10 protein-coding genes are annotated in these 12,538 nt (G+C 60.1%); 8 read left to right on the top strand and 2 right to left on the bottom strand.

Going from position 1 to position 12,538, the window contains the following annotated elements; all coding sequences use genetic code 11:
* The first annotated feature begins 20 nt into the window (after positions 1-20).
* From PP4_RS02630 to bfr, 4 genes are all read left to right on the top strand, one after another.
* Entirely contained in the window at positions 21-1,022 is a 1,002-nt protein-coding gene (locus PP4_RS02630) for a DNA-directed RNA polymerase subunit alpha (protein ID WP_016497745.1), read from the top strand.
* Positions 1,023-1,064: 42 nt separating this feature from the next.
* Positions 1,065-1,451, top strand: coding sequence for a 50S ribosomal protein L17 (rplQ, locus tag PP4_RS02635; protein WP_003255451.1), 387 nt, complete (start codon positions 1,065-1,067; stop codon positions 1,449-1,451).
* Between the two features lie 171 nt (positions 1,452-1,622).
* Entirely contained in the window at positions 1,623-3,062 is a 1,440-nt protein-coding gene (locus PP4_RS02640) for a catalase (RefSeq protein ID WP_016497746.1), read from the top strand.
* A 163-nt stretch (positions 3,063-3,225) separates the two neighbouring features.
* On the top strand, positions 3,226-3,690 hold the full coding sequence (gene bfr, locus PP4_RS02645; RefSeq protein WP_003255449.1) for a bacterioferritin: 465 nt from the start codon (positions 3,226-3,228) through the stop codon (positions 3,688-3,690).
* 69 nt (positions 3,691-3,759) lie between these two features.
* Here bfr and uvrA read toward each other — a convergent pair whose 3' ends face one another.
* Positions 3,760-6,594, bottom strand: a complete 2,835-nt coding sequence (uvrA, locus tag PP4_RS02650) for an excinuclease ABC subunit UvrA (protein ID WP_016497747.1) — start codon at positions 6,592-6,594, stop codon at positions 3,760-3,762.
* Positions 6,595-6,723: 129 nt separating this feature from the next.
* Between uvrA and PP4_RS02655 the strand changes: the two genes are divergently transcribed.
* The gene (locus PP4_RS02655; RefSeq protein ID WP_016497748.1) at positions 6,724-8,118 is read left to right on the top strand and encodes an MFS transporter; all 1,395 of its coding nucleotides are present in this window, start codon (positions 6,724-6,726) and stop codon (positions 8,116-8,118) included.
* A 9-nt stretch (positions 8,119-8,127) separates the two neighbouring features.
* Entirely contained in the window at positions 8,128-8,679 is a 552-nt protein-coding gene (locus PP4_RS02660; RefSeq protein ID WP_016497749.1) for a single-stranded DNA-binding protein, read from the top strand.
* A 201-nt stretch (positions 8,680-8,880) separates the two neighbouring features.
* Here the strand turns inward: PP4_RS02660 and PP4_RS02665 are convergent, their stop codons facing one another.
* Positions 8,881-10,275: an aminotransferase-like domain-containing protein gene (locus PP4_RS02665; protein WP_041167519.1), complete on the bottom strand. Its 1,395-nt coding sequence runs from the start codon at positions 10,273-10,275 to the stop codon at positions 8,881-8,883.
* Between the two features lie 410 nt (positions 10,276-10,685).
* Between PP4_RS02665 and PP4_RS02670 the strand changes: the two genes are divergently transcribed.
* Both PP4_RS02670 and PP4_RS02675 read left to right on the top strand, forming a co-directional pair.
* Positions 10,686-11,711 carry a TauD/TfdA family dioxygenase gene (locus PP4_RS02670; RefSeq protein WP_016497751.1) on the top strand — a complete coding sequence of 342 codons (1,026 nt, stop codon included), beginning with the start codon at positions 10,686-10,688 and terminating at the stop codon, positions 11,709-11,711.
* 31 nt (positions 11,712-11,742) lie between these two features.
* A complete protein-coding gene (locus PP4_RS02675) occupies positions 11,743-12,528 on the top strand; it encodes a sulfite exporter TauE/SafE family protein (RefSeq protein WP_016484669.1) in 786 nt (261 codons plus the stop codon).
* Positions 12,529-12,538 lie beyond the last annotated feature (10 nt).

Here is a 12,538-nt window from a genome sequence, read left to right on the forward strand (position 1 = left end):
GCTAGAAAATAGGTGCATCCATGCAGATTTCGGTAAATGAGTTCCTGACTCCCCGCCACATTGATGTGCAGGTAGTCAGTCCGACCCGCGCCAAGATTACGCTCGAGCCTCTCGAGCGTGGTTTCGGCCATACCCTGGGCAACGCGCTGCGCCGCATCCTGTTGTCCTCCATGCCTGGCTGTGCAGTAGTCGAGGCCGAGATCGATGGCGTACTCCACGAGTACTCCGCGATCGAAGGTGTACAGGAAGACGTAATTGAAATCCTGTTGAACCTGAAAGGCCTGGCTATCAAACTGCACGGTCGTGACGAAGTTACGCTGACCTTGTCGAAAAAGGGTTCGGGGGTGGTTACCGCTGCCGATATTCAGCTGGATCACGATGTCGAGATCGTCAACCCCGATCACGTAATCGCGAACCTGGCGTCGAACGGCGCCCTGAACATGAAGCTCACTGTAGCTCGTGGTCGCGGTTACGAGCCGGCTGACTCCCGTCAAACCGACGAAGACGAAAGCCGTAGCATTGGCCGTCTGCAGTTGGACGCTTCGTTCAGCCCGGTGCGTCGTATCGCCTATGTGGTCGAAAACGCCCGTGTTGAACAGCGTACCAACTTGGACAAGCTGGTCATTGATCTGGAAACCAACGGTACCCTGGATCCTGAAGAGGTTATCCGCCGCGCTGCGACCATCCTGCAACAGCAGTTGGCCGCGTTCGTCGACCTCAAAGGTGACAGTGAGCCCGTCGTAGTCGAGCAGGAAGACGAGATCGATCCGATCCTGCTGCGTCCGGTTGACGACCTGGAACTGACTGTACGTTCGGCCAACTGCCTCAAGGCGGAGAACATCTACTACATCGGCGACCTGATTCAGCGTACCGAAGTAGAGCTGTTGAAGACTCCTAACCTGGGCAAGAAGTCCCTGACTGAAATCAAGGACGTCCTGGCCTCTCGTGGTCTGTCTCTCGGCATGCGCCTCGACAACTGGCCGCCTGCAAGTCTTAAGAAAGACGACAAGGCGACCGCCTGATCGTCGTAATCACCGAACGTAGTGTTTGGTAAGGAATGAATCATGCGTCATCGTAAAAGTGGACGTCACCTGAGCCGTACCAGCTCTCACCGCAAGGCTATGTTCCAGAACATGGCAGTGTCGCTGATCGAGCACGAGCTGATCAAAACCACCCTGCCGAAAGCCAAGGAACTGCGCCGCGTTGCCGAGCCGCTGATCACCTTGGCCAAGGAAGACAGCGTTGCTAACCGTCGTCTGGCCTTCGACCGTACCCGTTCGAAGTCCGCTGTTGGCAAACTGTTCAACGACCTGGGCAAGCGCTACGCCACCCGTCAGGGCGGCTACCTGCGCATCCTGAAGTGCGGTTTCCGCGCTGGCGACAACGCGCCTATGGCGTACGTCGAGCTGGTTGATCGTCCGGTCGGCGGTGCTGTAGAAGCTGCTGAGTAAGACGTTCTGTCTGCTACAAAAAACCGGGCCTAGTGCCCGGTTTTTTGTGTCTGCCTGTATTGTTAATTTCTATTGATACAAGTCATGTAATGAATTTGTCCCTGTGACCTTGCTCGTCAATACTCTCTCCAAGCCGATTAGCCGGCGCTTGAAGACCGATAAGGAGAGCCCATGAGCAAGATTCTTACCACCGCCAGCGGTGCACCAGTAGCCGACAACCAGAACTCCCGTTCCGCCGGCCCGCGTGGCCCGCTGTTGCTCGACGACTTCCACCTGATCGAGAAGCTCGCACATTTCAACCGCGAGAACATTCCTGAGCGCCGCGTACACGCCAAAGGCTCGGGCGCCTATGGCACCTTTACCGTCAACCGCGATATAACCCACTACACCAGCGCAAAGCTGTTTGAGCAGATCGGCAAGCAAACAGATACCTTCCTGCGGTTCTCCACTGTTGGCGGTGAACGTGGCTCTGCAGATACCGAGCGAGATCCTCGTGGCTTTGCCGTCAAGTTCTACACCGAGGAAGGCAACTGGGACATCGTGGGTAACAACACGCCAGTGTTCTTCATTCGCGACCCGCTGAAGTTTCCGGACTTTATCCACACCCAGAAGCGCCATCCGCAATCCAACCTGAAGAACGCCCAGATGATGTGGGATTTCTGGTCGCACTCGCCCGAGGCGCTGCACCAGGTCACGATCCTGTTCTCGGACCGTGGTATTCCGGACGGCTATCGCCATATGCACGGCTTCGGCAGCCACACGTACAGCTTGATCAACGCCAAGGGCGAGCGTACCTGGGTCAAATGGCATTTCAAGACCCAGCAAGGTATCAAGAACCTCGCGCCGGCAGATGCTGCACGCCTGGCGGGTACTGACCCGGACTACGCCCAGCGCGACCTGTTCGAAGCCATTGAACGTGGCGACTACCCGCGTTGGACCGTATGCATTCAGGTCATGAGCGAAGCCGAGGCAGCCAGCCGCGACGAGAACCCCTTCGACGTCACCAAGACCTGGTCGCAGAAGGATTATCCGTTGATAGAGGTGGGCGTGCTGGAGCTCAACCGTAATCCGCTCAACTACTTCGCCGAAGTCGAGCAGGCTGCGTTCGGGCCGAGCAACATGGTGCCAGGGGTTGGCCTGTCGCCGGACCGCATGCTGCAGGGCCGTGTATTCGCTTACGCAGACGCACACCGCTACCGTGTGGGCACCAACCACCAGCACTTGCCGGTGAATGCCCCACGCTGCGCAGTCAACAGCTACCAGCGCGACGGCTCCATGGCCACTGGCAGTTACGGCAGTGCACCGAACTACGAGCCCAACAGCTACGCTGAGGCACCGAAGCAGTCGCCACGCCATGCTGAACCCGCGCTGGCCCTGAACGGTTCGGCAGACCGTTACGATCACCGTGAGGACACCGACTACTTCAGTCACGCCGGCGCGTTGTTCCGCCTGATGAGCGATGAGCAGAAGGCACTGCTGATCAGCAACATTGCCGGCACCATGGCAGGTGTCAGCGAAGACGTGATCCAGCGCCAGTTGCAGTACTTCTTCAAGGCTGACCCGGCCTATGGCGAAGGGATTGCCAAGGCGTTGGGCATCAACCTGGCCTGACTCTAAGTGATAAGCAGAACCGCCCTCATTTGGGCGGTTTTTCAATGAATATCACTACTGTTTAACCGATTTTTTGCTTCTGATTGCGGGTTTTTCAGTGACCGCAGGCAAAAGCTGGTTCACACTATGTGGCATAGACGTTTTCACATGGAGAACCAGGGCGATGCAAGGCCACCCAGATGTAATCAACTACCTCGTCACGCTGCTGAAGGGCGAACTGGCGGCACGCGACCAGTACTTCATTCATTCGCGCATGTACGAAGACTGGGGCCTGTCCAAGCTCTACGAACGCATCAACCACGAGATGGAAGAAGAGACGCAGCACGCCGATGCCCTGATGCGTCGCATCCTCATGCTCGAAGGCACCCCCGACATGCGTGCGGACGACCTTGAGGTCGGCAGCACCGTGCCGGAGATGATCGAGGCTGACCTCAAGCTCGAGTACAAAGTGCGTGGCGCCCTGTGCAAAGGCATCGAGCTGTGTGAGCTGCACAAGGACTACGTGAGCCGTGACATCCTCCGTGCGCAATTGGCGGATACCGAAGAAGATCACACCTACTGGCTGGAGAAGCAGCAAGGGTTGATCAAGGCCATTGGCCTGGAAAACTACCTGCAGTCGCAGATGTAAGTTATCCACAACTCAAAAAAGCCCCTGGCACCAACGGTACCAGGGGCTTTTTCATTGCAGTCGCAACACTCAGGCCCGATCCCGCTCCAGCAGCGGTTTCAGGTAATGCCCGGTATACGATTGTTTCATCCCGCTCAGCTCTTCAGGTGTACCGCAGGCAATGATCTGGCCACCTTTGGAGCCACCCTCCGGCCCCAGGTCTACCAACCAGTCGGCGGTCTTGATCACATCCAGGTTGTGCTCGATCACCACCACGGTGTTGCCGTGGTCGCGCAGGCGATGAAGGACGTCCAGCAGCTGCTGGATATCAGCAAAGTGCAGGCCTGTGGTCGGTTCATCGAGGATGTACAGGGTCTTGCCGGTATCGCGCTTGGATAGCTCGCGTGACAGCTTTACCCGCTGCGCTTCACCGCCAGACAGTGTGGTCGCCGACTGCCCCAGCTTGATGTACGAAAGCCCCACATCCATCAGCGTTTGCAGCTTGCGCGCCAGCGCCGGTACCGCGTCGAAGAACTCGCGGGCATCCTCGATGGTCATTTCCAGCACCTCGTGGATGTTCTTGCCCTTGTACTTGATCTCCAGGGTTTCGCGGTTGTAGCGCTTGCTCTTGCACACGTCGCACGGCACGTAGATGTCTGGCAGGAAGTGCATCTCCACCTTGATCAGGCCGTCCCCCTGGCAAGCCTCGCAGCGGCCGCCCTTGACGTTGAACGAGAAGCGCCCAGGGCCGTAGCCGCGTGAGCGCGATTCCGGCACGCCGGAGAACAGCTCGCGGATCGGCGTGAAGATGCCGGTGTAGGTCGCCGGGTTCGAGCGCGGGGTGCGGCCGATCGGGCTCTGGTCGATATCCACCACCTTGTCCAGGTGCTGCAAGCCGTCCATGCTGCTGTGCGGGGCCGCCTCCAGGGTGCTTGCACCATTGAGGGCAGTGGCTGCCAGCGGGAACAGGGTGTTGTTGATCAGCGTCGACTTGCCCGAGCCGGATACCCCGGTTACACAGGTCAGCAGCCCGATCGGGACTTCCAGGTCGACGTTCTGCAGGTTGTTGCCGCGCGCGCCTTTGAGCTTTAGCTGCAGCTTCTTGTTGCGCGGTGTGCGCTTGGCTGGCACGACAATCTTCTTGCGCCCGGACAGGTACTTGCCGGTCAGCGAGTCAGGGTGGTCCATGACCTCCTGCGGCGTGCCCTCGGCGACGATCTGGCCGCCGTGCACCCCGGCACCCGGGCCAATGTCGACCACGTAGTCGGCCAGGCGAATGGCGTCCTCGTCATGCTCCACCACAATCACCGTGTTACCCAGGTCGCGCAGGTGGTTGAGGGTGGCCAGCAGGCGGTCGTTGTCGCGTTGATGAAGGCCGATGGACGGTTCATCGAGGATGTACATCACCCCGACCAGGCCGGCGCCGATCTGGCTGGCCAGGCGGATACGCTGCGCTTCGCCACCGGACAGGGTATCGGCGCTGCGGTCGAGGGTGAGGTAGTCGAGGCCGACGTTGACCAGGAACTGCAAGCGTTCGCAAATTTCCTTGAGAATTTTTGAGGCAATCTCGCCGCGGCGGCCGGTGAGGGTCAGCTCGCCGAAATAGTTGCTGGCTTCACCGATCGGCAGGTTGGTCACCGCCGGCAGGGTCTTTTCGCCAACCCATACATGCCGCGCCTCGCGGCGCAGGCGGGTGCCGCGGCAATCCGGGCAGGGCTGGGTGCCGAGGAACTTCGCCAGCTCTTCACGCACAGTGGCCGATTCGGTCTCGCGGTAGCGGCGCTCAAGGTTTGGCACGATGCCTTCGAACGGGTGCGAGCGCTTGACGATGTCGCCACGGTCGTTGAGGTACTTGAAGTCGACAGTCTGCTTGCCACTGCCTTGCAGGATGACCTTCTGGTGCTCGGCCGACAGCTCGCCGAACGGTTCTTCCAGGCTGAAGCCGTAATGCGCGGCCAGCGAGCCAAGCATCTGGAAATAGTACACGTTGCGCCGGTCCCAGCCACGGATCGCGCCTTCGGCCAAGGTGAGTTCGGCATTGACCAGGCGCTTGGTGTCGAAGAACTGTTTGACCCCCAGGCCATCACAGGTCGGGCAGGCGCCAGCCGGGTTGTTGAAGGAGAAGAGCTTCGGTTCCAGCTCGCTGATGGCATGGCCGCAGACCGGGCAGGCGAAGCGGGCGGAGAAAATCATCTCTTCGCCTTCTTCGTCGTCCATTGGCGCTACCAGGGCGATGCCGTCAGCCAGCTTGAGTGCGGTCTCGAACGATTCGGCCAGGCGCTGCTGCAGGTCGGCGCGGACCTTGAAGCGGTCCACTACCACATCGATGCTGTGCTTCTTCTGCTTGTCCAGCTTCGGCAGTTCATCAAGCTCGTAAAGCTTGCCGTTTACCCGTGCGCGGACGAAGCCCTGTGCGCGCAGCTCGTCGAACACCGCCAGGTGCTCACCCTTGCGCTCGCGCACCACCGGTGCCAGCAGCATCAGCTTGCTGCCTTCCGGGCGCTCCAGCACCAGGTCGACCATCTGGCTGATCGTTTGCGCCTCCAGCGGGATATCGTGGTCCGGGCAACGAGGGGTGCCGACGCGGGCATACAGCAGGCGCAGGTAGTCGTAGATTTCGGTGATGGTGCCAACCGTGGAGCGTGGGTTGTGCGAGGTCGATTTCTGCTCGATGGAAATGGCCGGCGACAGGCCTTCGATGGTGTCGACGTCGGGCTTTTCCATCATCGACAGGAACTGCCGGGCGTAGGCCGACAGCGACTCCACGTAGCGGCGCTGGCCTTCGGCGTACAAGGTATCGAACGCCAGGGACGACTTGCCGGAACCGGACAGGCCGGTGATCACGATCAGCTTGTCCCGGGGCAGGGTCAGGTCGATGTTCTTCAGGTTGTGGGTACGTGCCCCACGAATCAGGATCTTGTCCACTGCGGCCTCGCTTGGCGGGCATAAACAAGGAAGTATACGGCGCGCCAGTATGACGCGGCAAAGCGTCGCGTAGATGCCGTCAAGCTGTCGGACTGATAGAATCGCCGCCGGTTCACACGAGGTTAATCCATGCACGACACCCACAACGAGCGCATGAGTGGCGGCGAAACCCGCGCCGCTGGCGGCCTTGCCCTGGTCTTTGCCTTTCGTATGCTGGGCATGTTCATGGTCTTGCCGGTGCTGGCCACCTACGGCATGGACCTGGCCGGCGCCACGCCAGCGCTGATCGGCCTGGCCATCGGTGCCTATGGCCTGACCCAGGCGGTATTGCAGATCCCGTTCGGCATGATTTCCGACCGCATCGGCCGTCGGCCGGTGATTTACCTGGGGCTGGTGATCTTTGCCTTGGGCAGCGTGCTGGCGGCCCAGGCCGATTCCATCTGGGGGGTGATCGCCGGGCGTATCCTGCAGGGCGCGGGGGCGATTTCTGCCGCAGTCATGGCGCTGCTGTCCGACCTCACTCGCGAGCAACACCGGACCAAGGCCATGGCCATGATCGGCATGAGCATCGGCCTGTCGTTCGCGGTCGCCATGGTCGTCGGCCCATTGCTGACAAGTGCCTTTGGTTTGTCAGGATTGTTCCTGGCCACGGCGGGTCTTGCCCTGGTCGGCATCCTCTTGGTCGCGTTTGTCGTGCCCAACTCGCACAGCATCCTGCAGCACCGCGAGTCGGGTGTAGCGCGCCAGGCCATCGGCCCGACCCTGCGCCATCCGGACCTTCTGCGCCTGGATGTGGGCATTTTTGTGCTGCACGCCATTCTCATGGCCAGCTTCGTCGCATTGCCACTGGCCTTCGTCGAGCGCGGGGGCCTGCCCAAAGAGCAACACTGGTGGGTGTACCTGACCGCGTTGTTCATCTCATTTTTTGCAATGGTCCCGTTCATCATCTACGGCGAAAAGAAGCGCAAGATGAAACGTGTGTTGGCCGGTGCGGTCAGTGTCCTGCTGCTGACAGAGATATACTTCTGGGAGTGGGCTGACGGTTTGCGCGGACTGGTGATTGGCACCGTGGTATTCTTTACCGCATTCAACCTGCTGGAGGCTTCGCTGCCTTCGCTGGTCAGCAAGGTGTCGCCTGCCGGTGGCAAGGGGACGGCAATGGGGGTTTATTCCACCAGCCAGTTCCTTGGCGCTGCCTTGGGAGGAATCCTCGGTGGCTGGTTGTTCCAGCACGGCGGGCTGAACATGGTGTTCCTCGGTTGTGCGGTACTGTGCGCCATCTGGCTGGTCGTCGCGCTTCGCATGAACGAGCCGCCCTATGTGACCAGCCTGCGCATGCCGCTGACGCCAGAGGCAGTCCGGGAAGCCGGCCTGACCGAGCGCCTGATGGCCGTGCCGGGTGTGACCGACGCCGTTGTGGTGGCTGAAGAAGCCGCCATCTATATCAAACTGGATACGAAAATTTTGGACCGTACGACCCTCGAGCGCCTGGTTAACCCGGCCTCTTCGGCGTGCGAAGCCTAGGAGAACGTTATGGCCCGTGGGGTTAACAAAGTCATTCTGGTCGGCACCTGTGGCCAGGATCCCGAAGTCCGCTACCTGCCCAACGGTAACGCCGTGACCAACCTGAGCCTGGCCACCAGCGAGCAGTGGACCGACAAACAGTCGGGCCAGAAGGTCGAGCGTACCGAGTGGCACCGTGTGTCGCTGTTCGGCAAGGTTGCCGAAATTGCCGGCGAGTACCTGCGCAAGGGTTCGCAGTGCTACATCGAAGGCAAGCTGCAGACCCGCGAGTGGGAAAAAGACGGTATCAAGCGCTACACCACCGAGATCATCGTCGACATCAACGGCACCATGCAGCTGCTTGGCGGCCGTCCGCAAGGCCAGCAGCAAGGCGGCGACCCGTACAACCAGGGTGGCGGCAACTACAACCAGGGTGGCGGCCAGCAGCAACAGTACAACCAGGCACCGCCTCGCCAGCAGGCCCAGCGTCCGCAACAGGCCCCTCAGCGCCCAGCGCCCCAGCAGCCTGCACCGCAGCCGGCCGCTGACTTCGACAGCTTCGATGACGATATTCCGTTCTGATTCGAGCGGTCACGCGTCCGCTACATCGAAAACCCAGGGCATTACCCTGGGTTTTTTTATGCGCGCCCACTCCGATACTGAGCGGGCGCCGCGCCCCGCCGCCGGGGCAAGCTGCATGTTGAGGACTCGGCGTTGCGCCACTGAAGCCAATGCCGCCGGCGTGTCAGCGGATTCGAGAGCATCCGTCGGCCTCGCTCATTGCTAGTAGAAAAGCCGTGGTTCGGATGAATCCAGCAAGCTGGCGAGCTTGGTCAAGGCAAAGCTGAGTTCGGCGCGGCTTGGCGTCATCAGGGCGATACGCACGCCACAGCTGGTGGGTGTGCGCTCAGGCAGAAACTGGCTGCCGCTGACCACGGTGACGCCATTGTTGCGCGCCAGGTTGGCGAATTCATCGCTGGTCCATGGTTCAGGGAGTTCCAGCCAAATATGGAAACTGTTGGGCTGGCTGCGAATCTTGTACCTGCCAAGGATTTCCTGTGCCATAAGCTGCCGTGCGGCGGCTTCTTCCTGCTGCTCCCGCACCAGCTGATCGGCCGTACCGCTGTTGATCAGGTTGCTGGCCAACTGAGCCATCAGCGGGGAGGGCATCCAGACGCTGCTGCGCACCATGGACGACAACCGTGACAGCGTTTGTGGCGGCGCGTAGAGGTAGCCGATACGCAGGGCCGGCAGCACGCTCTTGGACAGGCTGGTCAGGTACACCGAGCGCTCAGGTGCATAGGCGGCCAAGGGTTTGTAGTCAGGCGCCGGTTCGAGGAAACCGTAGATATCGTCATCCACGATGAACAGGTCGAACTCGCGGGCAATCTGCGCGATAGCCTCGCGACGCGCGTGCGGCATTACCGAGTTGGTCGGGTTCTGGTGAGTGGTCACACACACCAGCAGCGACGGGCGGTGCTCCTGGCAGGCGGCCCGCAAGGACTCGGGAATCAGACCGTGCTCGTCCATGGCTACCCCGCGCAAACGGCGGCCCATGCTGTGGGCAAGGGAAATGATGCCGGGGTAGCAGAGCGACTCGCAGAGGATCACATCATCGCCTTTCGACAAGCTGCTGATGGCCACCAGCAGCCCATGTTGAGCGCCGGAGGTCAGCACCACCTGTTGCGCGCGAGCGTCGGGCAGCCAGCGCTGAATCCAGGTAGCGCCAGCCTGCTTGTGCGTCGCATGGCCACCGTCAGTAACGTAGTCGAGCACTTGGTCAAGGTCGGGGGATGACGCCAGCTCGGTAATTGCTCTGCGCAGCCAGTCGGCCATGTGCGCATCGTTGGGCTTGATGATCGAAAGGTCAATCTGGCCGCTTTCATGCTTGAGCGCTGCGGGCCGCAAAGGTGCGGTGGGGGCAGGCGCAGGCGCCGGCCGTTGCTGCAGGACGAAAGTACCCCGGCCAACCTCGCCAACCACCAAACCCCGTTTGGCGGCTTCGTCATAGGCGCGTCCGATAGTGCCAGGCGTCACCTGCAATGACTCGGCGAGATCCTTGAGTGTTGGCAGGCGGTCGCCTGGCGCCAGACGGCCGTTGCCAATGTCCTGTTCAAGAGCATCGGCAATCATCAGGTAGACCGGCTGCGCCAGGTCGCTGTAGTGAGGAACCCACATGGAAATGGCACCAGAATCTGCAAGAGCGCGGAAGCCTAGCACGAAAGCTCTTATCGGGGTAATCGCGTTTCCGATGTGTGGATTAACTCTATTGATGCGAATCGGCGCGTATCACTGCGGGCTCGCTTTGGCACGGTGCGCACGCGCGTGATCACGCGTTAAAAGCGCTGCTCAAAGAAATCTTTTGAAATCAATAAGTTGATTAAGTCGATTCAATGATGATGGCAATCGGCCAATTAAAACAATTGAATCGAGCTTATTTTTGTAATTACAATGATTGAGTCGATGCAATGTGGTGGTGCCTGGAGTGGCACCTCGCGCTCGTATAGCCCAAGTGTGAACGGTTTCAAAAACTGCCGCGTCTGCCCGGCATAGCAAGACACCGAATGGCCAATGGAATAGCACCTGAAATGGAAAGCGCACACCTGCAACAAGCAGCCGAGCCTCAGACCTCACTCGAAATCCGCCTGCCCTGGGTTGTCTCCAGCGCCTGGCAAACCTTGCTGAGCAATACGCCGCTCGATTTCGAAACCAGCAAAGAGCTTTACCCGCAACTCAAGGAGCAGGCTCAAGAGGTCCTGGGTAAAGCACTGTGCCAGCAAATCCGGGGTTTCGTTGAGGATCCGCAACTGACCAGCATGATTGTGCGTAATTGCCCACGCGATCGCGATGTGCCTCCGACCCCTTACTCTGGTGTGCTCAGCCCGCGCAGCACGCCGATTGCCTGTCTGGTCAGCCTGACCATGCAGAACCTGATGGGCATCAACCCGGTTGTCTACGAGGGTGAAAATGACGGGCGTCTGTTTCGCCATGTAATCCCGGCCCGTACATCATCCAGCCAAAAGAGTTCGCATGGCTCGCGGCTGCGCTTCTCCTATCACGTCGACAATCCCGACCTGCCATTGTCCTCCGAGCCGCTGGGTAGTGTTTCCTGCTGCCCGGAATACCTGTCGTTCTTCGGCATGCGCTGTGATCCGCGTATCAGTACCACCTTGGTCAACCTTGACGCAGTGATCGCGTCGCTGCCCTTGGCCACCGTGCGTGAACTGTGCGAAGCGCAGTTCGAAATCCGCCGCCCTGATTCGTTCACCGGTAACCGCCGTTGCACCGCTGAGTTGCCAGTGCTGGTGCGCGGCCATTCAGGCGAGTGGCTGTGCCGCTTCGACAGCGAGAACACCCACGGGCTGAACCTGCGAGCCGAGCAGGCCTTGGCCACCCTGCGCGTTCTGTTGGAAACCCGGCGTTTCGATGAGCCTCACCTGCTGCTGCCAGGCGATTTCATGATCTTCAAGAACCAGCGCGTGCTGCATGCCCGCGATGGTTTCGAGCCGCAGAACGACGGTGCTGACCGTTGGCTGCTACGGGTGTTCGCGGTCAACGACCTGAACCGGGTGCGCTTTGCCCGGGCCGATCACCTTTACGAAGTGCTCTCCTGATCTCTCTTCATTTTTCGACGGAATTACTGCTATGGAACTGTTAGGCGCTTACTGGGCGGAACACTGGCTGCTGGCGATCCTGCTGCTGGGCGCCATTGCCTTTGTCGCGGGCTTTGTGGACAGCATTGCCGGGGGCGGCGGGTTGTTTTTGGTGCCAGGGTTTTTGCTGGTGGGCATGCCGCCTCAGGTAGCGCTGGGGCAGGAGAAACTGGTAAGTACGCTGGGTACGCTGGCTGCCATCCGCAACTTCCTGGCCAACAGCAAGATGGTCTGGCAGGTGGCACTGGTTGGCGTACCTTTCTCACTGCTCGGCGCCTATCTGGGAGCGCACCTGATTGTCTCGATCTCTCAGGAAACCGTGGGCAAGATCATCCTGGCATTGATCCCTTTCGGCATTCTGATTTTCCTCACTCCCAAGGACCGCCCGATAGAGGAGCGAGTGCTGTCGGCGCGGATGCTCTACACCGTCGTGCCGTTGACCTGTCTGGCCATCGGCTTTTACGACGGCTTCTTCGGCCCAGGTACCGGCAGCATGTTCATCATCGCTTTTCACTACCTGCTGCGCATGGACCTGGTTTCCAGCTCGGCCAACTCCAAGACCTTCAACTTCGCCTCCAACATCGGTGCGCTGGTCGCATTCATCATGGCCGGCAAGGTTGTCTATCTGCTGGCGTTGCCGCTGGTGGCGTGCAACATCCTCGGCAATCACATGGGCAGTGCACTGGCACTGCGCAAAGGGAACGACGTGGTACGCAAGGTGTTGGTGTTCTCCATGCTGTGCCTGTTCACCAGCCTGGGCGTGAAGTACCTGGTCTGACAATACCTCT

Source organism: Pseudomonas putida NBRC 14164 (assembly GCF_000412675.1).
In the GTDB taxonomy this organism is placed as follows: domain Bacteria; phylum Pseudomonadota; class Gammaproteobacteria; order Pseudomonadales; family Pseudomonadaceae; genus Aquipseudomonas; species Aquipseudomonas putida.